Here is a 26,721-nt window from a genome sequence, read left to right as displayed (position 1 = left end):
AGGACCAAAATAACTTTTACTATGATGAAGAAATAAGCTGAAATTTTTTCATTTTTCGCCACAGTGTGCTTCTGTCAATGTTAAGGGCCTGGGCCGTGAGCCCTCTATGCCAGTTATATTTATTCAGGGTCTTTATCAACGCATCCCGCTGGGAGGCAAAGTCCGGTTCAATTGTTTTCTGTAAAATTTTTGAAGGTTGTGAAGACTTGGATGGGGGGGATTGAAGGGGTAATGACGTGGTGGGTTCACTCAGAAGATAAGCCGGCAGATGCTCCGAGCGAATAATATCATCCTGGCAGATAATAAGGGAATGCTCTAAAATATTTTCCAGTTCCCGGACATTGCCGGGATAACGGTAGTTCAGCAGAAACTGCATGGCAGTTTCACAGATATCGGGCACCGGTTTTTCCATGGCCGCTGATTGTTTCCTTAAAATATGACGGATGAGAAGCGGCAGATCTCCCTGGCGGTGGAACAGGGGAGGCAGATCCAGTCGAAGAACATTGAGACGATAAAAAAGATCTTCCCTGAATTTTTTTTCCGCCACCAGGTGTTCCAGGCGACGATTGGTGGCAGACAGTATGCGGATATCCACCTTCTGGGTTTTCCGGCTACCCAGGGGATAAAATTCTCTGTCCTCCAGTACCCGCAAGAGCTTGGCCTGGAGAGACAAGGGCAAATCCCCGATTTCATCCAGAAAGATTGTTCCGGTGTGGGCCTGGCTGAATCTGCCAGGTTTATCTCGATCCGCCCCGGTGAAGGCCCCTTTAACATACCCGAAAATCTCAGATTCCAGCAGATTTTCCGGAATGGCTGCACAGTTTACTTTAATAAAGGGTTTTCCCGCCCGGCGGCTTCGGGAGTGTATTATTTTGGCCATTAGATCCTTTCCCGTGCCCGTGGGACCCTGGATGAGAATGGTGGATTCCGTACCAGCCACTACCTTGACCATATCAAACAGTTTCTGCATCACCGGAGCCTTGCCGATCATGTGATGAAAATCATATTTGTGGCGTTTTACCTGATCCAGCTGGTGAACCAGTGTCATGTCCTGGATGGCCGTCAATCCCCCTATGACCTTATTTAAATTGTTGACAAGCGGAATATAGTCCACCGTCACGGGAATTTTTTCATCTTCGGAATTAACCAGGGTGCCTTTGATCCCGCTTACGGGAATCCCTTTTTTAATGGCTTGGCGGATCATTCCCTTTCCCTTTTTGTCCCGGTGACCGAAAAGGGTGCAGCTTTCCCGGCCCAGGAGTTTCATGCGGTTATAACCGGATATCTTTTCCGCCGTATGATTGAAAAAAGTGATTAATCCGTTACGGTTCACGGTGAAAATTCCCATGTTCAGACTATCTAGAATAATTTTCAAGCTCTGCTCTTCATAGTGGATGCGGTTGACCAGTTCGGAGTAAGGTGCATGATCCTGGAGAACGGACACGCACCCCTTTACATTGCCGTCAACGTCCAGCAGCGGGGCTCCCACCCGGGTTACCCGGTGCCTGTCTTGTGCTTCATCCAGAAATTCAATGTCCATGTCCCGGATATCCGCACTTTCCTTTTCATGAAACGGGCAGGTGGAAAAACAGGGTATGCCGCAGAAAATCTCCTGACAGTCCCCTCCCTTTATTTCATCGTCTTCCAGTCCGACGATAATCTTACCACTGGTGTTGAATTGCCTGATGCGACGATTGGAATCAACGAGAAACACGCCGATGTTGAGATGATCCAGGATGGAAAGCCATTGATGATAGAGTTTCATGTCCATGAAAATTACCTTGATTGTTCGTCAGTCATAAGTTCTGCGATTTGCCACCACATAATTGGCCTGCCTGGATGCTGTCGCAACATGGGCCACTTGTGTCGGCTGGCGGGGCCATGGGGCCACCATGGGGCCAGGCTTGTGACGATCGCGCCCGATCTGTGGTTACACTGGCAGATAAAGGCTGAAGCAGGTTCCCTTCCCGGGAATTGATTCCACCCCCACCCTTCCGCCATGTCCCTCCATGATGCCAAAGACAATGGACAATCCCAACCCCACGCCATAGCCCTCATCCTTGGTGGTGAAAAACGGTTCAAATATGTGCTGGCGATTCTCCGGTGTAATGCCATGGCCGGTGTCTTTCACCTGGATGAAAACCATTTTTTCAGGGGCATCATATCCGGCGTTAATGTCCATCCTTCCCCCCTTGTCCATGGCATCCATGGCATTGAATATCAAGTTGATCATGCATTGCTGGAGTTGGTTGGAGTCCCCCTGTATGGTGGGGATATCCGAGGCAATATTCTGGTGCAGTTCAATGTTGCAAAGACGCATGCGATGCTGACTGAGCAGTACACATTTATGGATGAGATCCGCCACGGACAAAGCCCCTGTCTTTGGTTCCGACTTTCGGGAAAAGGTTAAAAGACTTGAAACAATCTGAGAAATCCGCTGGGATTCCGATTCCATGAGCCCCAGATATCGGGAAAATTTTTCCTGGTTTTCCGGTTCCAGCTGCCCTTTTTTAAGGATGCGATTCATCAGTCGCGCATAGTTTAAAATACCGGCCAGTGGATTATTTATTTCATGGACCACCCCGGCGGACAGTCTGCCAAGGGAAATCATCTTATCCCGGTGAAGTAGTTTTGCCTGGGTAATATTTGCCTGCTCCAGAAATGCTGTGTATTCCTTGAGTTTCTTCCTGGAAGTGTAACGTTCCCTGGCCCGGTTCAAGGCCAGATGCAGGGTTTCATCATCAATGGGTTTGGTGATGAAATCAGAGGCATCCAGATGAAGGGCTTTGATGGCATATTCCAGTTCTCCAAAGGCGGTCATCACAATGACCTCAATGTCATCAAATTCCTTCTTCAGGGAGGACAGAAGAGCAAGCCCGTCCATTTTCGGCATTCGGACATCGGTGATGACAATTTCTGGGCGCATGTTCCGGCAAAGTTCCAGTCCCTCAAGGCCATTGACCGCCGTGCCCACCTGATATCCCTGATCCTGAAGCACGATGGAGATCACCTCCAGGATATCGGGTTCATCGTCAATCACCACAATCTTCCAGCTTATTTCCGGTGTCATTACTTCTCCCTGTTATTTACCTGTTCGGGCTTTGGGTTTTGCCCGGCGTGTGGGCTGGGCGTTCAGTGGATTATCCGGCCAGTAATGCCGGGGATATCGACCCATTAAATCTTTTTTAACATCCACATAGGTGTTCTCCCAGAAGCTTGTCAGATCCCGGGTGATCTGTACGGGCCGTCCCGCAGGGGAGAGCAGATGAAGAATCACCGGCACCCTTCCCCCGGCAATGGTGGGGGTCTCTGTGCATCCAAACATTTCCTGGAGTCTCACGGGCAGTACCGGAGCTTCCATGGCGTTTAGTTTTTCCGGTGCCTGTGTATGACGTCCCCCGCTGATTTTATCTCCATTGACCGGTTTTTTATTTTTATCTGTTTCCTGGGTGCAGATTGGGGGGTGGGCAGGAAGGGGTAAAGCAACTGCTTCCCCATACACCAGTGGAATCCGGGAACCGCTGGGAACCGTGATGTGGGTGGGGGCATGCTCCTGAATTCGTTGTAGCTGGCTCCAGGTGAATCGTGATTCAAGGATTGTGCTCAGATCAAGATGTTTGAAGCCGGAAACGCATGATATTCCCTCCAGAAAGGGCAGAAGCCAGGACTCCAGGGAATCCATAAGAAAGGTGTCATTGATCGGTGGAAGGTCAGGATAATTGCCTGTGCTCACAAGAAAACACACCCGGGCCTGCCAGGTTCGCAATGTTTTTGTCCAGGGAAGAAGAAAAAGCCCCTCTGACCTTATCCCTTCCATCATGGCCAGGGCCACACGGGAAGCATCCGGTTTTTTCAAAACAGATGTGGAAAGCAGCAGAGATCCATATCGTCTTTGTCGTCGGGCCTTGACGGATTTTGTATTGGGGTCCCAGCTGATGATGTCCTGTTCGACAATATTTTCAGGAAAATCATTTTCCACCAGCAGCCCATCATGGGGTGCCCCCAGAAACACCATGGCATTGTTTCCCTGGCCATCCAACTGTGCGGCAACAATAAAGGACTCTCCAGCCAGGGGGTCTCGGGGATTTATCCTTGCTCCGGACCCGGATGCCATGAGAAAAAAACCCCTTTGACCGGGGCGGGCCATGGCAATTCTTTCGGGAAAGGCAAAGGAAAGAAGGGTGCCTGCCACGGCAAAGTCAACACGGTCATCATAGAAATTGGCTTTTTCAATACCTGCCCGGAGTGCCAGCTGTCGGGCTGTGCGGCGTACCTGATCCACGGCCCTGGTATTTATGATCATACCGTTTTTTTCCAGGCTCTGTTCATATGACAGCCCATGTTGATTTTTTGAAGCATCTCGATCAACCCCGGCATACAGTATTTCCAGTCGGAGAGTAATGTCGGCATCACCGGTACCCCGGGTAAAATTTATAATATCTCGATCCTGGAGCAGGGCGGCCATGTGGCAGGCCAGAACGCCATGGTCAACATCCTTTCCCCTGCAGATCATATGCCCAAGGCGGGGATGAATCCCCAGCCGAGCCAGTTTTTTACCATGCCTTGTGATGGTAAGCGCCTTATCAATAGCTCCCAGGCTGATTAAAAGATCCCTGGCCTGATTAAAGGTGCTGCCCGGGGGTAGATCCAGCCATTTAAGTGCCGAAGGGTTCTGCACACCCCACAGGGCAAGTTGAAGCACCAGATCTGCAAGATCTGCCTGGATGATCTCCGGTGCCGGAAACGGGGGTCTATGGGCATGGCTTTCCCGGGACCACAGTCGATAACAGATGCCGGGTCCGGTGCGCCCTGCCCTGCCCCGCCGCTGGTCCACGGATGACAGCGGGGCTGTCACAGTTTCAAGACGATCCATGCCCCGGCCGGGGTAAAATCGTGAGATGCGCATCAATCCCATGTCAATGACAATATTTACGCCCTCCATGGTGATGGAGGTTTCGGCAATGGCCGTGGCCAGTACTATTTTTCGATGACCACGGGGGTGCTTTAAAATGGCTTTGTCCTGATCCCGCCGGGGAAGACTGCCATGAAGCGGCAGTAACTCCATGGAGGGGGTAAGTATATCTGAAAGGCCCGTGCGGATACGTTTTTCCATATTTTTTATTTCACGCATTCCCGGAATGAAAACCAGGATATCCCCCTGCTCCCGGGTAAGGGCGTCTTTGATGGCCCACACACAGGCGGCTTCCAGAGCCCTTGTCTCCTGGATATGTCCAGGAAGGTATCCACCTTTGCCCCCTGGCCTGCCAAAGGTGCCCGGGTCCACATAATGGGTGGTTACCGGCCAGGATTTTCCCTTGGAAATAAGAATAGGGGCATTGTTCAGAAGGGCCGCCACCGGTTCCGGGTCCAGGGTGGCTGACATTACCACCAGCTTTAAATCATCTCTCAGCACCTCCTGTATCTCATGGGACAGGGCAAGCCCAAGGTCGCTGTTTAAGTTGCGTTCATGGAACTCATCAAAAATCACCACCCCTATGTCCTCCAGGGACGGATCGGATTGGAGTCGGGCCGTCAAAATTCCTTCGGTGACCACCTCAATGCGGGTACCTGCTGATATCTTTCGCTCCATACGGATCTGATACCCCACAAGTTCCCCCACTCTTTCCCCCATCCGGGAAGCCATGTATCCGGCTGCGGCCCGGGCTGCCACCCTTCTGGGTTCCAGCATCAAAATTTTTTTCTTGCCAAGCCATGGGGCATTTAAGAGCGCCGGAGGTACTTGGGTGGTTTTACCGGCACCCGGGGGCGCCTGGATGACCAAGGCATTATTCCGGGCAAGGGTGCTGCAAATTTCCGGTAAGAGTTCATCAATGGGAAAGATATTTGTCATATATATACTGGTACCATATTCTTAAGCGGTATGCCAATTTCTATTTGGTCTTGTTCCTGACTAATGCCTTCGCCACTTATATTTTTAATCAGCTTGTCAGTCTTATGCTGTGCTTTTCAAATCATAAACCTACAGAATCTTGTGATCCTGATCACAAGCGCATTCTAAAAATTGGCGAAGGTATTGCCTGAAACAGGCTATTTTTAACAGTGATGGCCTGGGCTGTTGAGCTCATTGACGAGATTTTTTGTCTGCTTGTTTTTTTATTGGTTTTTCGTTACATTACCATCAAAAAAGGAGATCAATTCATGCTGAGCATCATTTCACCATCCAAAACCCTTGATTTTAAATGCAAACCCCTCCCCCGTCACACCCTTCCGGTATTGATGTCAAAAACCTGTGTGCTGGCAGATCACATGAAAACCCTGTCCCAGGAAAACCTGGCCTATCTCATGAATATCAGCCCCAAACTGACAGCGCTGAATTACCAGAGATATAAAGATTTTCACACCCCCTTCACCCCGGACAATGCCCGCCAGGCGTTGTTGGCATTTAAGGGGGATGTCTACCAGAATATTGACGTGGAAAACTACACAGATGAACAGATTGACTTTGCCCAGGATCATCTTCGGATTCTTTCGGGATTATACGGACTACTTCGTCCCCTGGATCTTATCCAGCCCTACCGGCTTGAAATGGGTATTCATCTTTCTGGTCCCTGGGGGAAAAAACTCTATGATTTCTGGGGAAAGAGCATCACCAAACAGCTAAATCAGGATGTGGAGGCCTCAACGGGGGACTCTGTGCTGGTGAACCTGGCCTCCCAGGAATATTTCAAGGCGGTGCACCTCCCGGTATTAAAAATGCCGATTTTAAATCTCTCTTTTAAAGAAAAAAAAGGGGATACCTTCAAAGTTGTGGGCGTCCATGCCAAGTACGCCCGGGGATTAATGGTGAATTTCATACTCCAGAACCGCATTATTAAGACAGCTGATTTAAAAGAATTCACAGAAAGTGAATACGCCTTTAACCCGGATATTTCCACCCCCAATGAGTGGGTATTCTCAAGAACATGTAAGGCTTGATGGCATCCTTCATATGATATCAAAACAGCCATACAGGAGATTATTTTCAAAGATGAGTATTATTCGTAAAGTATATTCACTGCTTAGCATTGTTCTGATAATTTTATTGACCACAGCACAAGCGGTGATCAGCGCTGAAAAACTAACCATCTTGTCCACCAATGATCATCATGGTCATTTCATGGCAAACCGCAACGGCGAATACGGCATGGCAGCCCGTATGACACTGGTGGAAAAAATACGCCGGGAAGTGGAATCAATTGGCGGGCATCTGTTGATTTTTTCTGGTGGCGACATCAATACCGGCACCCCGGAATCGGATTTTTTAAAAGCAGAACCCGACATAAAAGCCATGAATCTCCTTGGATATACGGCCATGGCTGTGGGTAATCATGAGTTTGACAAAGGATTTACCGTTTTAAAACAGCAGATGGCTTGGGCAGACTTTCCATTTCTGTCCGCCAATATCTTTTGGGAAAACAATCAAGAACCGGCATTTACACCATATGTAATCAAGCAGGTGGGAAATTTACGTGTGGCAATCTTTGGTCTGTCCACTCCAGATACTCCCATAATGACCCGTCGTGAAAATGTGACAGGACTAATATTTAAAAACCCGGTTCCCGTTGCTGAAAATCTTTTGCAGGCACTGAAACCACAAAGTGACATCATCATACTTGTAAGTCATCTGGGATATTACAAAAAGGGAAAGCATGGCCTGGAGGCCCCCGGGGATGTGAGCCTTGCCAGCAGAGTCAATGGCATTGATATCATTGTCGGTGGACACACCCATAAGGCCCTCACTGCTCCTTGCCGCATCAACAACACCTTTATTGTACAGGCCGGTGAATGGGGAAAATATCTTGCGCGCACGGACCTGGAATATTCCCCTGAAAATGGTGTGGTTGTAAAAAAATATCAACTGATACCCGTTAATCTGGAAAAAAACATTTACGTCGCAGGCACCTCAGATAAGAGCAAACAACAACCACTGTTGGAAAAAATTACTCCCCATGCCGGAATGACAGCCCTGCTGGCACCCTATGTGTCAAAGGTTCAAGAACGATTTAACAGCCGGGTGGGTTCTGTGGACGGCTATTTTGAAGGTGATCGGGATGTAATTCGCAAACAGGAAACCAACATGGGTAATCTGGTAAGCCATGCCATGGCCACCATAAGTAATTGTGACATTGCCATTCAAAACAGTGGCGGCATCCGGGACAGTCTGGCAAAAGGTCCGGTGACTTTCCGGGATCTTATCAAGATTAATCCCTTCGGTAATACTATTATCCAGGTGACCTTAACCGGCAGAGAACTGAAAATTTATATGAAAAAGGTACTTTCATTTCCGGCGGGTCATGGCAGTTTTCCCCAGATCCAGGGAATCTGCGCCACACTTGATGGCGGGAAATTAGTTGATCTTGCAGTTAAAGGAAAGCCGGTGGTGGACACAGATTTCTATAAACTTGCACTGAACAACTTCATTGCCACCGGGGGTGACGGCTATCCGGATCTGTCCGGCCACATTTCCTATGTGGATACGGGGTTTACCATGGATCAGGCTATTATTAACCTGTTTGAACAGCGAAAACTCGTGACCACCCAGGAGTTCCAGACGCAGAACTGCATTAAAAGATCTTTACATTGACCTGTCTAATCTGATATGAAAGTCAACTTTGTCTGAAAAATATCTCCTTTCCCCGGTTTGGGATATGGGGATTTTTATCCATTCCCACAGAAGTCCCCATCTTCTCCATAAAAAAGATCAGGAGTTTTCCCTAAATGAAAATTGGAATTGTTGGTTTGCCCAATGTTGGCAAATCCACCTTGTTTAACGCCCTCACCAAGGCCGGGGCCGAGGCCAGTAATTATCCCTTTTGCACCATTGAACCCAATGTCGGTATTGTCCGGGTTCCGGACAAACGTCTTGATGTTCTAGCCAATCTGGGCAGATCAAACAAAGTAATTCCCACAGTCATCGAATTTGTGGACATTGCAGGGCTTGTTAAAGGTGCCTCCAGGGGGGAAGGTCTTGGAAACATGTTTCTTGGGTATATACGGGGTGTGGAAGCCATCGCACATGTGGTTCGTTGTTTTGATGATGATAATATCACCCATGTCCACGGCGGAATAGATCCCGTGGGGGATGTAGAGACTATCAATCTGGAATTGATTTTGTCTGATCTGGAACTGGTGGAAAAAAGAATTGCTACCGAGGAGAAAAAGGCAAAGGGCCAGGATAAAGAGGCAAAGATAAAGCTTAATGGTTTTATGAAAATAAAAGCAGTGCTTGAAGACGAAAAACCTGCCAGAACTGCAGACCTTAACGACCAGGAAAAACTGCTGATTGCCCGTGAAACACAGTTTTTAACAAGCAAAAAGGTAATTTACGTTGCCAATGTCAGTGAAGAAGATGTGGGTAAAGCCCAGGAGTGTCCCTATGTTCAAAAATTAAAAGCCTACGCGGATTTACATGGAGACGGATTGGTTTGTGTTTCGGCAAAAATAGAGTCAGAACTCTCTGAAATGGATGAAGAAGAGGCCGCCATATTTCTGGGGGATCTGGGGCTGGAGTCTTCAGGCTTTGAACGTCTTGCCCGGGAAGCATATTCCCTGCTGGATCTTATTTCTTTTATCACCACCGGAGAAAAAGAAACCAGGGCCTGGACCATAAAAAAGGGTACCAGAGCCCCCCAGGCCGCCGCTGTTATTCACACTGATTTTGAAAAGCATTTTATCCGTGCAGAGGTGGTTCCCTATGAGGACCTGGTTGCGGCAGGTTCCTGGTCATTGGCAAGGGAAAAGGGTCTGTTGAGAACCGAAGGAAAAGGCTATGTATTCAAGGATGGAGAAGTAACGGTGTTTTTAACCAGTGCGTAGCTGTCAAGGTTTGAGAAAGGGGCACATGGGTCCATGCACCCCTTTACATGTTCAATCACCGGGCTGTGGCAATCCAAATGGTATGTCGTCCCCCTTTTTTGTTGGGGCGGGCAAAAACGGTATGGACTTTAACCGAAAAGCCTGCGGATTTAAGCCTGCGGGTGAAGGGGGGACACTCACTTGCTGACCACACCGCCAACACCCCGCCGGGGATAAGGCGACGATTTAACATTTTAAGTCCTGCATCATTGTAGAGCTGGTTGTTGCCTTCCTGGGTCAGACCCTCGGGGCCATTGTCCACATCCAGGATAATGGCATCAAAGGTTTGTTTTTCGTTGTTAAGATAATGGACGATATCTTGTACTTCCACCTGAACGCGTCCCTCTTTTAAAGCATGATTACACAAATGCCCCATAAACGTATCATGCCAGTGAACCATGGCTGGCAAAAGTTCCACTTGGACTACTCTGGCATCGTGGTGCAAATGGGCAAGGACTGACGCCAGGGTAAACCCCATGCCAAGGCCTCCGATAACCACCTTAGCTCCGGGACGCTGGGCAAGAGGGTGACAGGCCAGGGTTCCCAGGGCCTTTTCCGATGCGCTCCTGCGGCTGTTCATCAGTTCCTGGCCATCCACCCGGATGGAGAACTCCTGATCCCGCTGGAGCAGAACGACTTCGTTTCTGCCATCCGGGGTGGTGGCGATATCCAGCTGTTTCCAGGGAATCATGAGGCCCCTTTGGATTTTAATTCAAGCAATGCCACCGATTCAATGTGAAATGTATGGGGAAACATGTCCACGGGCTGAACTTCCATAACAGTGTAGTGTTCCTTTAACAGAAAAAGATCCCTGGCCAGGGTGGCCGGATTACAGGAAACATAAACAATTTTTTCAGGGGCTATGTTGATCACCTGGTCCACCACATCCTTGTGCATGCCCACCCGGGGGGGATCAATGATCATGACATCACATTTTTTATCAATTTCCGGCAGAACGGTTTTGATGTCTCCCACATGGAAGGTGCAGTTGGTGATACCATTTAAGGTGGCGTTTCTGCCGGCATCGGCCACAGCACTTTCCACAATCTCAATACCGGTGACCCGGGCCGCATCTTTTGACAGCCAGATGGGAATGGTGCCTGTGCCGGAATAAAGATCAAGGACATGCTCGGTGCCGGTCAAGGCCGCATAATGGGACACAAGGGAATACAGTTTTTCAGCTCCCCTGGTGTTGGTCTGGAAAAAGGAATTTGCCGACACCTCAAAGGTAAAGTCCCCCAGGTTTTCCCGGATACAGCGATCCCCTGACAGCACTTTTTCGTAGTCCCCCGTGGAAATACCAGCTTTTTTGGCCGTCACATTGTTCACCACCGAGGTAATGGCGGGGTAACTTGCCATGAGCTGTTCTGCCAGGGGCAGAAGCATGGCGTCGTTTTCTTCCTTTGTCACCAGGTTCACCATCCAGTGGCCATGGGCAGAGGAACTCCTGAGCATCACAAACCGCCAGAACCCTTGATGGGTTTTAAGGCCATAGGCGGGAAGCCCTGAGGCCTTGATGTAGTCCCTGATGTCAGACAGGATCTGATTTCCCAGATCAGGTTGGATCAGACATTCATGGATGTCCACCACATGATCAAAGGTGCCCGGCACATGGAGTCCCAGCCCAAACCCTTTTATAATATCCGGGTCTTCCAGGTCTTCGGGGGTAAGCCAGCGCCGATCGGTGCATGAAAATTCCATTTTATTTCGAAATTGAAAAATATGGTCCGAGGGTACCACGTCCTTCACCGGAACATCCTTTAACATGGCGATGTGTTCCAAAGATTCGATTACATGATTTTTTTTATATTCCAATTGCTTTTCGTAGGGGAGTGCCTGCCATCGACATCCACCGCAATACCCGGCATACCGGCAAGGCGCATCCTGGCGCAGGGGAGAAGGCTTGATAATCGCGATGAGTTTGCCTTCTCCATATTTTTTCTTTTTCTTGGTAATTCGCACCAGGGCTTTGTCCCCGGGAAGGGTTCTATCCACAAAAATGGGAAAGCCATCTGGTTTGGCAATTCCCTTTCCCCCAAAGGCCAGATCAATGATATCAAGTTCGGCTGTTTTTCTCTTTTTTATGCTCATGTTCCTGTTTTTTTAAAGCCCCACGCGTCAGTGGGAAAATAAAGATGAAAAACCCTGATATATTCCTGGCACATCCTTTTCTTTCCCGGTTAAAAAAAGAGCCTGGTCATCGCTGTTGCTTCCTCTTTTTCTTGCTGCTGTCAAGAGGTCATGCACGTGTGTGAACCAAGCCCAATAAAAGCTTGAAATTATAAAGCATGTATGCCATAAAAACAAGCATGAAAACACTAGCTGTTGAATTCATGAGTCAAAATAAAAAAATTGAGGGAAAACTGCATCTCCCGGATGTTGAACAACCACCTGTGGTGGTGGGCTCCCATGGCCTGGAAGGGTCCATGGACTCAGCCAAGCAGACACTTCTTGCCCGAATCCTTCCGGAAATGGGTGTGGCTTTTATGCGCTTTGATCACCAGGGATGCGGTAACAGCCAAGGTGACTTTGTGACGGACACCTCCCTTAAAACCCGGGTGATGGATGTTATCCATGGAGTGGACTATCTCTGGGCGCTGCGGAAAACCCGCCGGGAAATCATGCTGTTTGGCAGCAGTCTTGGCGGTGCGACCTGTATTGCCGCATGGAAAGAACTGTTATCTTTGGGGGTTCATCCCAGAGGTGCCATACTGTGTGCTGCCCCGGTGGACAGTACCACCATCAAAAACATACCCACAGAAGCCACAGCAGATCGCCCCGCCCTGCCCCTGAGTTTTTTCACAGAAAACCTGCTGTTTGATTTAACGGATATTCTGCCCCTACTTGACCATGTGCTGGTTTTTCATGGCGATCATGACAGCATTGTCCCCGTTGAAAACGGCAAAAATATATATGAAAAAACCGGTGATCCCAAAAAGCTGATTATTCAGAAAAATGGAGATCACCAGATGTCGGAGAGTTCCCATCAGGCAGAATTTGAGCGGGAAGTAACACGGTGGGTAAAGGCCTGCTTTGAGAAAACAAAGCCATAAAAAATTTAGACATCAGAGCTCCCAACAGTCCGGGAACGGATCGGGTGACCGTTGGGGGCGACATAATACCATGTTCATAATTTATTATTGTATCATAGTAAATAAATGCTCCACGGACACGTCTTTCAAACAGGGATGAACAAGATCCTTATCCGACACCAGGGCCGTATTAAGATCCACCTGCCAGTCAATGCCCAGATCCGGATCATTATACAAGATGCCATACTCGTCCCCCGGTGCATAATAATCCGAGCACTTGTAAGTGACGTCCACCACATCACTTAAAACAGAAAATCCATGGGCAAACCCTTTGGGTACAAACAGCTGTTTTCTATTTTCATCGGAAAGGATGCACCCGGTCCACTGTCCGAAGGTCTCTGAGTCCTTACGCAGATCCACCGCCACATCAAATATGGTTCCCCGAACGGCATAGACAAGCTTGTCCTGGGGATGTTTCAGCTGGTAATGAAGACCCCGGATCACCCCTTTTTCCGACCGGGAATGGTTGTCCTGGACAAACCGGGCCGTGATGCCGGATTCCTGGTATCTACTTTCCTGCCAGGTTTCCAGAAAAAATCCCCGGGCATCCCCGAACACATCAGGCTCAATAACATAGACTCCTTTCAAAGAAGCTTCGGTGAAACGTACCCCCATCAGAGTCCCTCTCCTCTGGGTCTTTTATCCTTTAAAAGTCCCATCAAATATTGTCCATAATCATTTTTCAGCATATCAGAAGCCAGGGATTTCAAGGCGCTGTCATTGATATACCCCAACCGATAGGCAATTTCTTCAATGCAAGCGATTTTCATACCCTGCCGGTTCTGCACAGCCTGTACATAGGCGGCGGCCTGCTGGAGGGCCTCATGGGTGCCGGTGTCAAGCCAGGCAAATCCTCTTCCAAGTAACTCTACGCGGAGTTGTTTTTTCTTAAGGTATACATTGTTGACATCGGTGATTTCAAGCTCCCCCCGGGGGGAAGGCTTTAGGTTTTCGGCAATATCCACCACCTGGTTATCATAAATATAAAGACCGGGCACCGCATAGGTGGATTTGGGATGAAGGGGTTTTTCTTCAATGCCCATGACCTGACCCGATGGATCAAAATCCACCACACCATATCGTTCGGGGTCCCTCACCGGGTATCCAAAGATGAGCCCGCCCTGTTTCATGGTGACAGCTTCCTTTAAAACATCCTGCAGTCTGGAGCCATAAAAAATATTATCCCCAAGAATAAGGGTAACGCTCTGGTCTGCAATGAACTCTTTTGCAAGAACAAAGGCCTGGGCAATACCCTCGGGCCGGGGCTGTTCCTTATAGGAAATTTCAAGCCCGATGCTGGAACCATCGCCGAGCAGCTCTTTAAACCGGGGCAGATCCACCGGGGTTGAGATAAGCATGATCTCCCGGATACCCGCCAGCATAAGAACGGAAAGGGGATAATAGATCATGGGTTTGTCGTACACCGGCACCAGTTGTTTACTCACGGCCTTGGTAATGGGATAGAGGCGTGTTCCTGATCCCCCTGCCAGAATTAGTCCCTTCATGCATGTCTCCGTTTTATGGAATTTTATCACCAGCCAGTCTTGTGGAAAATGTGATTGTCTTTAAGGCTGCGTGATGGAGATTTAGTTTTGCAATTTCAGACAATGTTGTGATAAATCCCGGGTTATTTCATGAACTCACGAGTCCTAAGGTTTCATTTTTTAGACCACATGCGTTGGTTTTAATTTTAAAAAAACGCATTATGTGGTGGCAAATTGGAGAACTTATGACTGACGAGTCATGCATTATAATGGGTTTTAATCCAGTCAAGATACGCCCCGGACTTGATTCGTTCCACCCAGTCAAGATTATCAAGATACCAGGCAACACTTTTTTCAATGCCCGTGTCAAAGGATTCCCTGGGGGACCATCCCAGATCGGTTTTAATTTTGGTACAGTCTATGGCATACCTGAAATCATGACCGGGTCGATCCTTGACAAAGGCAATTAAATCCCGGCTGTGCGCTACACCAGATGCCCTGTGGCCGGTATTATCAATGAGTGCACAGATCCGTTCCACTATATCCCGATTTTCCATTTCACACTCACCGCCGATATTGTAGGTCTCGCCTCTCTTTCCCTTTTCCATGATGCACCAGATGGCACTGCAGTGGTCTTCCACATACAGCCAGTCCCGGATATTGGTGCCATCCCCATAAACGGGAAGGGGTTTTCCTTCCATGGCATTTAAAATCATCAAGGGAATGAGTTTTTCCGGGAACTGAAACGGTCCATAATTGTTGGAACAGTTGGAAATGGTCACGGGCATACCATAGGTTTCATGGTAGGCCCGGACCAGATGATCCGAAGCCGCCTTGGATGCCGAATAGGGGCTGTTGGGCTTATAAGCAGTGGTTTCGGTAAAATAGCCTGTTTTTCCCAGGGTGCCGTACACCTCATCGGTACTGACATGGTGAAACAATGAGATGCTGGACATGTTTTTTCTGGCACATTCAAGCAGAGTGAATGTGCCCTTGACATTGGTATCTATGAATACCTCGGGAGATATTATGGAGCGATCCACATGGGATTCCGCCGCAAAATGACACACCGCATCAATGCCATGGCTGGAAAAGATGCGGTCCATTTCCCGGGGATTACAGATATCGGCTTTTTCAAACAGGTATCGATCCGGAAAGTCAGCTTGAATATCGTTAAGGCTTTCGGGATTGGCGGCATATGTTAGCTTGTCCACATTAATGATCCTGCCGGTGAATCCGGATTCCTTTAACAGGTAGCGTATGAAATTAGACCCAATAAATCCGCTTCCGCCGGTTATCAGCATGTTTTTCATGGATGTCACCTGTTTAAATGCCTATTCTTTAAAGGATTTTTTGTAAAGGTCCGCCAGGGCTTTTTTTGCATCATCGGTGAGATTCCGGGTACCGGTGCCAGCAAAGGTCTTGTGGCTGATGGTGGGACTTACCTCTTTCCATGTATTGTCAATCCAGGAAAACCATGCCTGTCGATCCTGCTCATAGACAAATACCGGACGATTGAAAAGTCGTGCCAGTTCCACTCCCCATCCGGTCCCCCCCTTCACAGTGTTGTCTGGGAGAATCCAGCCCACCACAAACACTTGGTATCCTCTGTTTACCATGTGAAAAATGGACTGAAACACCTTTCTTATTTTATCCACCCGGGAAAATTTTCTTCCCATGCGGGCGGATACGATGTCCATGCTGATGTCTCCTTTTTTCAGATCCTCCTCGGAAAGCATTTTCACGCCCCGGGTACGCTCAATATTGTGACCTTCAAAGGAAAAGTTCACCTCGTTGATACCGAACTGTTCTGCCAGTTTTCCAAATTCCGCCTCGGCTCCCCGGTGTCCCCCGCTGAACAGCGTAACATCTGAATTGTCGCTCATTTTTATTTTTCTCCTGTTTGATTGATAACGATCTTAAAAAACTCATATCTGACATAAATCAAGAAAAAATTCAATGGCTTTGATGCATTTATCTTTGACAAAAGCCCTTTTCAGTAATAATTAATGTTTATTATGAAAAAACATGAAACTAAATATCTAAAAGACTACAGGCCCCCGGCATACTGGATTGACAGCATTGATCTCCAGTTTGATCTTTACGAGGAGGAAGTAATTGTTTCCTCTTTTATGAAGATTCGACGAAACAACGAACAGGCCGGGGAGCATACGCCCCTGGTGCTGGACTGCAAAGAACCCGATATTATCCATGTGGTTGCTGGTGACATGGTATTATTGCCCGGGGAATACGAGGTGTCAAAGACATATTTTAAACTGAACAGGGTACCGGAAAATTTTACCCTGGAAATTAAAAATCGTTTAAAACCCCATAAAAACACATCACTGGAAGGACTTTATAAATCAAGCGGCACCTTCTGCACCCAGTGCGAAGCAGAGGGTTTCAGAAAAATCATTGCCTACCCCGACCGCCCCGATGTCATGAGCCGGTTTTCCTGTGTTATCACCGCAGACAAAGGCAAATATCCAGTGCTGTTGTCCAACGGCAACCTGGTGGACAAAGGAGTCCTTAAAGATAATCGGCACTATGTAAAATGGGAAGATCCCTTTAAAAAACCAAGTTATCTTTTTGCCTTGGTGGCAGGGGATCTGGTGTGCATAAAAGATCAGTTCACCACCTGCTCGGGGCGGGATATCACCCTTCATATTTATGTGGAAGCGGAAAATAAGGACAAATGCGACCATGCCATGAAGTCGTTAAAGCAGTCCATGGCGTGGGATGAGGAGCGTTTCGGCCTGGAATATGATCTGGACCTGTACCAGATTGTGGCCGTGAATGATTTCAACATGGGAGCCATGGAAAACAAGGGCTTGAACGTTTTTAATTCCAAATATGTTCTGGCCCGACCGGAAACTGCCACGGACCTGGATTTCATGAATATCCAGGGCGTCATCGGCCATGAGTATTTTCACAACTGGACCGGGAACCGGGTTACCTTGAAAAACTGGTTTCAGTTAAGTCTCAAGGAAGGGTTGACCGTGTTCCGGGATCAGGAGTTCACCTCGGACTTAAACTCCCGGGCCGTCAAACGCATATCAGATGTAAAAAGTTTAAGAACCCTTCAATTTCCTGAAGATGCAGGCCCCATGAGCCATCCGGTGAGACCGGAGGCCTACATTGAAATGAATAATTTTTACACCATGACCGTTTACCAGAAAGGTGCGGAAGTCATCCGCATGATTTTTGAAATCCTCGGCAAAGAAACCTTCAGAAACGCCCTGGATCTTTATTTTGAACGGTTTGACGGGCAGGCTGTCACCACAGAGGATTTTGTCCAGACCATGGAAGATGCCTCGGGGGTGGATCTATCCCGGTTCCGGCTATGGTATTCCCAGTCCGGTACTCCCCGGGTGAGCATAACCCGCACATATGACAAAGATACCCGACAGCTTTGTGTGACACTTTCCCAGAAAACTTTGCCGGATCATAACCAGACCAATAAAGAAGCCCTTCACATTCCTGTGCGTTTCGGCCTTCTGGACAAAAACGGTAAAGAGATCACCCCGCCGGACCAAAGCCTGCTGGAGCTGAAATCAGATAAAAACACCTGGGTGTTTGATGGTGTTCCAGAGGGGAGCATCCCCTCTTTATTCCGGGGTTTTTCTGCACCTGTGATTATAGACAGTGATCTGACCCATGAAGAACTTGCCTTTCTCATGGCCTATGACACCGATGCCTTTAATCGTTGGGATGCGGCCCAGCAGCTTTATTTCCGGGAAATTGACAGACTTATGTCCGCCGGGCAGAACCAGAGCGAACTTGTGCTGTCTGCCCACCTGGTGGATGCTTTTAAAAAGGCTCTTCAGGATACTGGCCAGGATAGGGCATTAACGGCAAAAACCATCACCCTACCCGACGAGAACGAGATCGGGGAAAAATATGATATTATTGATGTGGATGCCATTCATGCGGCCAGGCAATTTCTGAGAAAAAGCATTGCCACAGCCCTTGAAAGCCAGTTGCTGGACACCCTCGAAAAGTGTTCCAAAACAGATCCAAAGGATATTTCCAATGCTGCCATGGCGGACAGAAGCCTTGAAAATGCGATATTGTTTTACCTGGCGAGCATTGATACCCCGACTTATAAAAAAATGATGCATGATCATTTCATGTCCGCCGGTAATATGACCATGGAAATTGCGGTCCTGACACTTTTATGTGACATGGATGATCCTTTGACAGACATGGCCCTGGATCAATTCTATCAAAAATGGCACACGGATCTCCTTGTCATGGATAAATGGTTCAGTGCCCAGGCGGCTGCCACCAGGCCCGGTAGCCTTGGGCGTATAAAAGCCCTGTGTCAGCATCCTGATTTTAACTGGAAAAACCCCAATCGCATCCGGTCCCTCATCGGGGTTTTCGGCATGGGCAACCCCTTTGTGTTTCACCAGAAAGATGGGGAGGGATACCGATTCTTTGCAGATCAGGTCATTCATCTGGATAAAATAAATCCCCAGGTTACGGCCCGCATGGTGTCGGCCTTTAACCGTTACCGTCGTTATGATGAAAGTCGTCGTGGATTGATGCAGCAAGAGTTGCAACGAATTCATGCGGTTCCCGGGCTTTCCCGGGATGTGTATGAGATTGTTTCCCGGGCGCTGGGCCAATGATAAAAATGGGCACAAACCAGAACGGTAGACAGCTCAATTGTCCGGTTCCGATTGCCCATCGGGGAGGGCGGCTCTGCTGAGGTTGCCTTGGAGGCTGCCTTTTCATATAAAAAAAATTTGATCTTGGTCATAAGATGCGCCACCCTTGGTGGGGGTCACCCCCCCCCAATGATGAGAATCACCCATCTTATGACCAAGACCAGCTATTGTGACCCAATTGAAAAAATGGGAATGCGCCCTTTACTGATTATCCACGGTTTCAATGAAGAAAAGCGTGGCTCCCACAGGAGCAAAGGACAAAAATAATATGTTCAACCAGGGAATGAGAAAACAGATTCCAAATCCCAGATGAAACAAAAGGTTTTTCTTCAAATACCGAAATCTTTTTCCAAAGGTCTCCATGCGCCGGGCCGGTACCAGATCAGTGTTATCCCAAGCTAGAAAAATACCTGCTGCAAGGGCGGATAGCACTGCCACCGCCGGTCCCAGGGGGGTTAGAAAACCCACAATGGTCAACATAAGCATCAAAAACATGGGAATCATGGCCCGGGGGATTTCCTGACGGATCAGATGGAATAAAGTTCCCATAAGGGATATTTTTTCACCAGGCCCCTGTTGACCGCCCCGGATTATTTTTTCCGTGATCCGGGACATGAGATCCATGATAAACACGCAGAAAAAAAGCTGGGCAATGATATAAGACACAAGGCTTGACACCATGGCCAGAAAGACGGAAAGAATCCAGGAAAGGGCCGTCCAGACATATACCAGCCATCCGGATTCCGGCATGGTCCATATCATGTTAAGTATTTCCCGATGCCAGACCAGAATGGACCCAGCCAGGGCCATGGTAATGAAAACAACAATAATAAACCGCAACATCCCCAGCATCAAAAGTCTGGGGGTTTTTATTCCCATCCAGAGACCTCTTAAATTATAGATAATCCCCTTAATAAACCCCATTGTTACTATCCTTTGTTTCTAAAATTAGATTTTATGTGTGCTCAGTTCTTTGTGCCGAAAACAATCGGTTGTATGATCGTTTACCATACCCACTGCCTGCATAAATGCGTAGCAGATTGTCGGACCGACAAAATTGAATCCACGTTTTTTTAAATCTTTGCTCATCATTTCTGATATTTTTGTTTTTGCCGGAAGTTCTGCCATGGATTTCCATTGATTTTGTATGGGAATACCCTCAACATAACGCCAGAAATATGCATCCAATGAGCCGAATTCATCCAGAATGTCAATAACACCCTGGGCATTCCGAATGGCCGATTTAATCTTGAGCTGATTGCGGACAATGCCTGAATCAGCTAAAAGACGGGTTATATCCTCCTGGGAATAACTGGCAATTTTATGGCAGTCAAAGCCATTAAAAGCCTTTCTGTAATTCTCTCGTTTTCTAAGGATTGTCAGCCAGCTCAGACCGGCCTGGGCACCTTCCAGAATAAGAAATTCAAACAACAGCCTGTCATCATGAACGGGAACACCCCATTCATCATCATGGTAAGCTATATACAAAAGATCGGTTCCACACCATTTGCATCTATTTTTCATGGAAGGGTCAGGGTATCCAGTTATTGTCTTGGCATTTTTTAACATAATTTTCCTTTAACTCCCGGATGAACGCCTCCATGGCCATGCGGCACTGGCCCTGGGTGGCATCCGGATCAAGGAGAACCTTATCATAATCATTTTTTATCTGTAAATCATCAATAATCTCAAGTTCAAGGCTCTCCTTGTCCGGGCGTGGCATCTCTTTTTCCACCAGTTCACAACCCACAAGGTGGGCTTGCCTGCCCACCGCAGAACGGGCCATATCCAGCTGATTTTTATCCATGAGTTCCTTCAACAGCTGCTCGTATCTGTCGATGGGATTGCGCTGACTGCCCGATGTTTTTGGATCTGCAGACCATCTTTCTATCTGTCGCTCTCCCCTTTGAAACAGGGATGTCAAGGTTGCCTTTCCCAGGTAATGGATACAGGCGGAAAAAAATTCCCATGTTTCCACGGGGGGGACTGTGGGTTCTCTGTTCATTGGATCCTCATATTTTTTTGTAACCAGGTAAAACTCTCCACAAAAAAGGAGTTGACCCGATTATTACCGAAGGATTAAAAAAGTCAGCGCATCTTAATCGGATTCAATGCTTTTTTCAATGGCCGTAAAAATATTCTGGTACCCGGTGCACCGGCATAAATTTCCGGCATGGGCTTTTCGAATATCTCCGGGACTGACATCTTTGCCCTTACATTTTTCTACAAAAGAGGTGGTGGCCATGATGAAACCCGGGGTGCAGAAACCGCATTGAACCGCCCCCTCATCCACATAGGCCTGCTGAACCTTTGATGGCTTGCCGTCCCTGGCTTCACCTTCCACCGTCCGGATCTGTTTTCCCTCCGCCCACAGGGCAAGGTAAATGCAGGAATCCACCAACACATCATCCACCATGACAGAGCAGGCACCGCACTCGCCCACACCGCATCCCTGCTTGAGGCCGGTAAGCCCTAAATTCTCCCTGAGGACCTCGGCCAGGGATTTCCGGATATCAACCCTAAGTGTCCTTTCCCGGCCGTTAATAGTGAAAGAGATTTGTCTGAAATATCCATCTGTCATGGTAATTCCTCCCCGGCCCGCTTCAATGCCTTGATTGTGGCCCTTTTTGCAAGTTCGGTAATGATATTCAACCGAAATTCTCTGGAAGCCCGCCAGGAGGTTCTGGGGGTCACCTCTTTGGTCACGGCTTGGGATATGTCCTCTATCAACCTGGATGACAGGGCCTGCCCCCTGGCCATATTTTCCGCCCTGTGGCAACGCATGGGCACAGGCCCTGCCACACCAAAGGCAATGCGATAATCTTGTAACCTGCCCTTTTTTATTTTCAAATTAACGGCGCAGCCAATGGTGGCAATGTCCATGGCATCGCGCATGGCATATTTATAATAACAGCCAAACGCATGATCATGGTTTTCTGAAGAGATTTTAATGGCTATGAGAACGTCTCCGTGTTTAAGGTCCACCTTGCCCGGCCCCAGGTAAAAGTCTGCAATGGGAATGTCACGACTACCTTTAGGGCCCTTAACGGATAATACCGCATTCAGGGCAAATAAAGGCGAGGCGCTGTCAGCACTGGTGACGCCGTTGCAGATATTGCCGCCAATGGTGGCGATATTTCGAATCTGGGGACCGCCCACACTTTGTGCGGCATCCACAAGCATGGGGATATGGGTATTGATGATATCGGATTCAATCACCTGGGAAAAGACTGTACCCGAACCGATGACAATGGTGTTGTCCCCATCTTTTTTAATAAAATTCAGCTCTCCTAAGCCATGGATATCCACCAGGTGTGAAAATTGTTTTTTGCCTTCCCGAAGTTTGATCAATACATCCGTGCCGCCGGCGATGAGTTTTGCATCGGGGTTTTCCGTTAAAAGGGAGATGGCTTCTTTAACTGAACCGGCCTTTTTATGGCTTGAAATGTCAAACATTGCTCCCTCCTTTTCCATCAATAAGGCCATGATCCTTGAATGCGGTGAACAAGGTGTGGGGGGACAGGGGTAAAGAGTTGATGCAAAGGCCTGTGGCATCCAGAACGGCATTTCTGATGGCCGGAGGCGGTGAGATCACGGGCGGTTCTCCTAAGGCCTTATTGCCGTAAGCTGAAGTTGGTTCAAATGTTTCCACAAAATCATGGTGAATGGGGGGCACATCGGTAAATGTGGGAAATTTATAATCCAAAAGATTGTTATTGTATATATATCCCGTCTTTGGATTAATGAGCAGCTCTTCGGAAAGGGCCGCTCCAATGCCCATGAAGGCGCCGCCGTGGATCTGCCCCCCGGACTGGACCGGATTGATGATCACCCCGGAGTCGTGGACACTGATCATCCGGTTGATTTTAATTTTACAAAGGGGGATGTCCACGGTGATATCCACAAAGGTACAGCCAAACACCGGGGCGTTTGTGGTGGCTTTAAAAGAGGCTTCAGCAGTAAGCTGGCAGCCACGTTCCTTGTGATAAAAGCTGTCAATGGCCAGGGTTTTCATATCCATGACCTGTACGCTTTTACGGGTATCCACGATATTGCCGTCCACAATATCCAGGCCGGCAACATCGCTATCTGTTATGACTGCGGCATGGTCCAGTATTTTTTTCCGAAGATCCGTAGCTGCCCTGAACACGGCATTGCTCACCACATAGGCCTGTCTTGAAGCATAGGCCCCGGTATCAAAGGGAGTGACATCGGTATCCTGGGCCTGGACCACCAGGACATTTTCATAGGAAAAAGACAGGGTCTGGGCCACCATCTGGGCCACCACCGTGTCGGACCCCTGCCCGATTTCAGTGGCACCCACCATGACATGGACCGTGCCGTCCTGATTCAGGGCGATTCTTGCACCTGCAATTTCAACACACACAGGATAGGTGCCCGAGGCATAACTTAAGCAGGCCAGGCCCAGCCCTTTTCTCACCGGTCCGATTTTAAATTTTTCATACTCTTTCTTTTTTTCATCCCAGCCAATAAAGTCTCTGCCCTTTATCAGACAATCGGCAAGGCCGCAGCTGAGTATTTCTTTGCCGGACAACAGATTCATATCACCCTGGCGGGCAACATTTTTCAGCCTGAATTCAACGGAATCCATGCCTATTTTCCTGGCCGCATCCTCTGTGGCGCATTCAAGGGCGTAGATGATTTGGGGCGATCCATAGGCTCTCATGGCTCCCGCCACCGGTGTGTTGGCATAAAGGGTCCGTGCATGAAAGGAGGTTGCTGCCCTGGGATATAATGAGCTTTGCTTACTGCCGCCGGCAGCTGCAACGGAATGGCCGTGGGAGGCATATGCGCCAGTGATGGAAATGACATCCATATGTCTGGCCACAATGGTACCGTCATTCATGACACCTGTTTTGACATCAATATAAAAGGGGTGCCGGGTCCGGGTGCCTATCATACATTCCTCCCGGGACAGGTTGATCTGAACGGCCCGGCCATTCAGTTTAAGGGTCAAAAAGGCCACCATGGGCTCTAAAATGACATCCTGCTTATTGCCGAATCCTCCGCCGACAAATGGTTTTATCACCCGGATACGGCTCAAGGGAATATTGAGAACCTCTCCCACAATTCGACGTGCAATATGAGGAATCTGGGTGGATGAAACAATGACAATCTTATCAAGATCATCCATGTAGGCATGGGAAATATGATTTTCAATATGACAATGCTGGACCATGGCGGTGCGAAAACTGCCCTCAACCACATGATCGGCCTTTTCAAAGGCCTGATCCACGTCATTGCCAAAGGTATAGGTGTGTTCACCCACAATATTGGATGACCCTTCATGGATCTGCCTTGCATTTTCTTCCAGGATATCTTCAGGAAGGATAAGGGGCTGGTACTCATCATAGGCGACCTCAATAAGTTTGAGTGCTTCATTGGCCACCAGTTCGTTTTCGGCCACGACAATGGCGATTTCATCTCCCATGAACCGGACATCCCGGGTCAGCAGAAGACGGTCTGCCGCATCCTTATGATCCTCTGTCAGGGCCAGGGGGTGACCGGCGGTGGGAAATTTATTTTCAGGAACGTCTTTATAGGTGAATACGGCATGGACACCGTCAAGATTTTCAGCCTTCTTAGCATTTATGGCGGTCACCCGGCCATGGGCAATGCTACTTCTGAAATATTTTGCCACCAGCATATCCGGGTGATAAAAATCTTCGGTGTATCTTGCACGCCCGGTGACCTTGGCCATTGCATCAACACGATTTACTGATTTACCGACTGCCATGATTGACCTGTCTCCTTTGGACCGCAAATTTTATAATTTGAGGGAAATGAACCCGTCTTTATGGAACGAATAAAGAAATCCAAGTTTCACCGCATTTGCCAGATCAAATTTCTTTTTATTGTCTTGAATGGCCTCGATCTGAATCACCTGATTAATGTGGGGTAAAAGTCAAACAGGCTTGAACTCAATATCAACCTTGTAGCCCAGGGCAGCTGCATATTTTGAAATTGTTTTAAATGTGGGATAGGAAATGTTCTCACCGGATTCCAGCCTGGAGATATTGCTTTTATTGGTTCCCATTATCCCGGCAAGTTGTTCCTGGGTTACTCCCTTATTTATTCTCAACTTAATTAATTTGCGTCGTAATTCAAACACTGGCTCAAGGGAGTCACATTCTTTTTTTACTGCCGGATTCTTCAATGCTTCATCTTTAAAGCTTTCAAAATCAAAATCATCCAATCTTAACCTCCTTCATTCTCTTAACGACAAGATCCATATCTGTTTTGGGAGCGTTCATGCTTTTTTTGATTATTGAGTGCAAGACGACTATCTGTTTTTCTTCAATCGAGCAGAAAAATGACTTTGCTATACCATCACATCCTTTTTGCTCTTATCTCATTTTCCCCAGCGGCGCGGTGTGTGGCCTGCCCAAGTCTGGCCCGAACTCTTTAATGAGTTCAAATGTCCGGATCAAATTGGCAACAATACCGTCGAGTAGTCCTAATTTCTCCTTTTTCGCCTTATTATTATAAAATTCTATTCTCCAATTCATAAGTTGTCAAGTTTGATAACTTATGTAAAGACATTTTATCAATAACCCGGCCGGGGACCTCTGCGTTGCCTAAAAAACAAATTCCTTCTACCCTCCACAAAGGGGGCATGTCGGTAACCCACTCATTACGTCCTCGCTCTATCCTCCCAAGCTGATAAAGTCTATCCCAACATAGCTTGAACCAACACACAGCCCGCTGAACAGGATCAACACATACCCTGACAAACCTCAGCAACAGGCTGAATGAGATACACCATATCAATAAGAAGGAGAACACCATGTTCAAAAGACTTTTCAAAGTAGGCCAATCAAATATCAATTCTGTAATAGACCCATTGGAAGATCCCATAAAAATGACCGAACAAGGCATAAGGGATCTCAAAAAAGACCTCCAAGCAGCCATGGAGAGTCTGGCCCAGGTAAAAGCCATGGCCATCAGAACCAGAAAAGAGGCCAATGCAAAACAAAAACTGGCAGAGGATTATGAGAACAAGGCAAAGCAACTCCTCCTAAATGCCAGTAAAGGCACAATGGATACAACAGAGGCAGAAAGACTGGCAACCATGGCCCTGGAAAAACAGGCAGAGCTGTCATCAGAAGCCAAAAGACTCAGTGATGAGGCAACAGGTCATGAAGCCATGGCAACAACCATCAACACAAGCGTGTCTAAATTGCGCTCCACCTTGACCACATATGACAACGAGCTGACCACCCTCAAGGCCAGGGCAAAGACAGCGGCATCCACAAAGAAAATAAATGCCCAGCTCTCCACCATGGACGCATCAGGAACAGTTTCCATGCTGGAAAGAATGAAAGAAAGAGTTGAGGAGGAAGAATCATTGGCATCGGCCTATGGGGAGATCCTTGACCAGACAGACACCACAGACAAAGAGATAGATAAGGCCCTTGCAGACAAAACACCCAAGGGATCAGCCATGCTGGATGCACTCAAGAAGAGAATGGACATAGACAAATAGACCACCCATGAAATAAAAGGTCATGTCTCCCCCGGCAACCCATACACACAAAGCGTCAATACGCCGGGGGCTGCTGGCCAAAAGATAAGAAAGGTGGTATACTGAGAAAT

The 26,721-nt window shown here is 48.0% G+C and carries 23 protein-coding genes; 6 read left to right on the top strand and 17 right to left on the bottom strand.

Annotated elements, in window-relative coordinates:
• Positions 1 to 19: 19 nt before the first annotated feature.
• The 3 genes from ACYQ2M_RS12595 to hrpB form a co-directional block, all read right to left on the bottom strand.
• Positions 20 to 1,771, bottom strand: coding sequence for a sigma-54 interaction domain-containing protein (locus ACYQ2M_RS12595; RefSeq protein ID WP_459916700.1), 1,752 nt, complete (start codon positions 1,769 to 1,771; stop codon positions 20 to 22).
• Between the two features lie 159 nt (positions 1,772 to 1,930).
• Positions 1,931 to 3,070, bottom strand: a complete 1,140-nt coding sequence (locus ACYQ2M_RS12590) for a sensor histidine kinase (protein WP_459916699.1) — start codon at positions 3,068 to 3,070, stop codon at positions 1,931 to 1,933.
• 12 nt (positions 3,071 to 3,082) lie between these two features.
• Entirely contained in the window at positions 3,083 to 5,851 is a 2,769-nt protein-coding gene (hrpB, locus tag ACYQ2M_RS12585) for an ATP-dependent helicase HrpB (RefSeq protein ID WP_459916698.1), read from the bottom strand.
• A gap of 308 nt (positions 5,852 to 6,159) precedes the next feature.
• On the opposite strand from hrpB, the gene yaaA reads away from it, so the two are divergent.
• The 3 genes from yaaA (at position 6,160) to ychF (ending at position 9,816) form a co-directional block, all read left to right on the top strand.
• Entirely contained in the window at positions 6,160 to 6,936 is a 777-nt protein-coding gene (yaaA, locus tag ACYQ2M_RS12580) for a peroxide stress protein YaaA (protein ID WP_459916697.1), read from the top strand.
• Between the two features lie 52 nt (positions 6,937 to 6,988).
• Entirely contained in the window at positions 6,989 to 8,584 is a 1,596-nt protein-coding gene (locus ACYQ2M_RS12575) for a 5'-nucleotidase C-terminal domain-containing protein (RefSeq protein WP_459916696.1), read from the top strand.
• A 134-nt stretch (positions 8,585 to 8,718) separates the two neighbouring features.
• Positions 8,719 to 9,816, top strand: a complete 1,098-nt coding sequence (ychF, locus tag ACYQ2M_RS12570; protein ID WP_459916695.1) for a redox-regulated ATPase YchF — start codon at positions 8,719 to 8,721, stop codon at positions 9,814 to 9,816.
• A 55-nt stretch (positions 9,817 to 9,871) separates the two neighbouring features.
• Here ychF and ACYQ2M_RS12565 read toward each other — a convergent pair whose 3' ends face one another.
• Positions 9,872 to 10,546: a spermine/spermidine synthase domain-containing protein gene (locus ACYQ2M_RS12565; RefSeq protein WP_459916694.1), complete on the bottom strand. Its 675-nt coding sequence runs from the start codon at positions 10,544 to 10,546 to the stop codon at positions 9,872 to 9,874.
• Complete coding sequence (gene rlmD, locus ACYQ2M_RS12560) at positions 10,543 to 11,946, bottom strand: 23S rRNA (uracil(1939)-C(5))-methyltransferase RlmD (protein ID WP_459916693.1); 1,404 nt, start codon at positions 11,944 to 11,946, stop codon at positions 10,543 to 10,545. The genes ACYQ2M_RS12565 and rlmD overlap by 4 nt, the downstream gene beginning before the upstream one ends.
• Before the next feature lie 242 nt (positions 11,947 to 12,188).
• Between rlmD and ACYQ2M_RS12555 the strand changes: the two genes are divergently transcribed.
• Positions 12,189 to 12,908 carry an alpha/beta hydrolase gene (locus ACYQ2M_RS12555; RefSeq protein WP_459916692.1) on the top strand — a complete coding sequence of 240 codons (720 nt, stop codon included), beginning with the start codon at positions 12,189 to 12,191 and terminating at the stop codon, positions 12,906 to 12,908.
• Positions 12,909 to 12,992: 84 nt separating this feature from the next.
• Here the strand turns inward: ACYQ2M_RS12555 and rfbC are convergent, their stop codons facing one another.
• From rfbC to ACYQ2M_RS12535, 4 genes are all read right to left on the bottom strand, one after another.
• On the bottom strand, positions 12,993 to 13,562 hold the full coding sequence (gene rfbC, locus ACYQ2M_RS12550) for a dTDP-4-dehydrorhamnose 3,5-epimerase (protein ID WP_459916691.1): 570 nt from the start codon (positions 13,560 to 13,562) through the stop codon (positions 12,993 to 12,995).
• The gene (gene rfbA, locus ACYQ2M_RS12545; protein ID WP_459916690.1) at positions 13,562 to 14,452 is read right to left on the bottom strand and encodes a glucose-1-phosphate thymidylyltransferase RfbA; all 891 of its coding nucleotides are present in this window, start codon (positions 14,450 to 14,452) and stop codon (positions 13,562 to 13,564) included. Before rfbA ends, rfbC begins: the two co-directional genes overlap by 1 nt.
• Before the next feature lie 236 nt (positions 14,453 to 14,688).
• The gene (gene rfbB / locus ACYQ2M_RS12540; protein WP_459916689.1) at positions 14,689 to 15,744 is read right to left on the bottom strand and encodes a dTDP-glucose 4,6-dehydratase; all 1,056 of its coding nucleotides are present in this window, start codon (positions 15,742 to 15,744) and stop codon (positions 14,689 to 14,691) included.
• Positions 15,745 to 15,765: 21 nt separating this feature from the next.
• Positions 15,766 to 16,317 (bottom strand): hypothetical protein, encoded by a 552-nt coding sequence (locus tag ACYQ2M_RS12535; RefSeq protein ID WP_459916688.1) that lies wholly within the window; start codon positions 16,315 to 16,317, stop codon positions 15,766 to 15,768.
• Between the two features lie 132 nt (positions 16,318 to 16,449).
• Between ACYQ2M_RS12535 and pepN the strand changes: the two genes are divergently transcribed.
• Positions 16,450 to 19,065, top strand: coding sequence for an aminopeptidase N (gene pepN / locus ACYQ2M_RS12530; RefSeq protein ID WP_459916687.1), 2,616 nt, complete (start codon positions 16,450 to 16,452; stop codon positions 19,063 to 19,065).
• 240 nt (positions 19,066 to 19,305) lie between these two features.
• Here the strand turns inward: pepN and ACYQ2M_RS12525 are convergent, their stop codons facing one another.
• The 8 genes from ACYQ2M_RS12525 to ACYQ2M_RS12490 form a co-directional block, all read right to left on the bottom strand.
• The gene (locus ACYQ2M_RS12525; RefSeq protein ID WP_459916686.1) at positions 19,306 to 20,028 is read right to left on the bottom strand and encodes an EI24 domain-containing protein; all 723 of its coding nucleotides are present in this window, start codon (positions 20,026 to 20,028) and stop codon (positions 19,306 to 19,308) included.
• Between the two features lie 24 nt (positions 20,029 to 20,052).
• Positions 20,053 to 20,628 (bottom strand): DNA-3-methyladenine glycosylase I, encoded by a 576-nt coding sequence (locus tag ACYQ2M_RS12520; protein WP_459916685.1) that lies wholly within the window; start codon positions 20,626 to 20,628, stop codon positions 20,053 to 20,055.
• Positions 20,629 to 20,635: 7 nt separating this feature from the next.
• Positions 20,636 to 21,109 (bottom strand): hypothetical protein, encoded by a 474-nt coding sequence (locus tag ACYQ2M_RS12515; protein WP_459916684.1) that lies wholly within the window; start codon positions 21,107 to 21,109, stop codon positions 20,636 to 20,638.
• 93 nt (positions 21,110 to 21,202) lie between these two features.
• Positions 21,203 to 21,685: a xanthine dehydrogenase subunit XdhC gene (gene xdhC / locus ACYQ2M_RS12510; RefSeq protein ID WP_459916683.1), complete on the bottom strand. Its 483-nt coding sequence runs from the start codon at positions 21,683 to 21,685 to the stop codon at positions 21,203 to 21,205.
• Positions 21,682 to 22,560 carry a xanthine dehydrogenase subunit XdhB gene (gene xdhB, locus ACYQ2M_RS12505; RefSeq protein ID WP_459916682.1) on the bottom strand — a complete coding sequence of 293 codons (879 nt, stop codon included), beginning with the start codon at positions 22,558 to 22,560 and terminating at the stop codon, positions 21,682 to 21,684. The genes xdhC and xdhB overlap by 4 nt, the downstream gene beginning before the upstream one ends.
• Positions 22,553 to 24,862, bottom strand: coding sequence for a xanthine dehydrogenase subunit XdhA (gene xdhA, locus ACYQ2M_RS12500; RefSeq protein ID WP_459916681.1), 2,310 nt, complete (start codon positions 24,860 to 24,862; stop codon positions 22,553 to 22,555). The genes xdhB and xdhA overlap by 8 nt, the downstream gene beginning before the upstream one ends.
• Before the next feature lie 168 nt (positions 24,863 to 25,030).
• A complete protein-coding gene (locus ACYQ2M_RS12495) occupies positions 25,031 to 25,321 on the bottom strand; it encodes a helix-turn-helix domain-containing protein (protein ID WP_459916680.1) in 291 nt (96 codons plus the stop codon).
• A complete protein-coding gene (locus ACYQ2M_RS12490) occupies positions 25,314 to 25,451 on the bottom strand; it encodes a type II toxin-antitoxin system RelE/ParE family toxin (RefSeq protein ID WP_459916708.1) in 138 nt (45 codons plus the stop codon). The genes ACYQ2M_RS12495 and ACYQ2M_RS12490 overlap by 8 nt, the downstream gene beginning before the upstream one ends.
• Before the next feature lie 461 nt (positions 25,452 to 25,912).
• On the opposite strand from ACYQ2M_RS12490, the gene ACYQ2M_RS12485 reads away from it, so the two are divergent.
• Positions 25,913 to 26,611, top strand: a complete 699-nt coding sequence (locus tag ACYQ2M_RS12485; protein ID WP_459916679.1) for a PspA/IM30 family protein — start codon at positions 25,913 to 25,915, stop codon at positions 26,609 to 26,611.
• The last annotated feature ends 110 nt before the right edge of the window (positions 26,612 to 26,721 follow it).

Source organism: Desulfocicer niacini (assembly GCF_054657595.1).
This window is presented reverse-complemented; position numbering and strand designations above follow the sequence as displayed.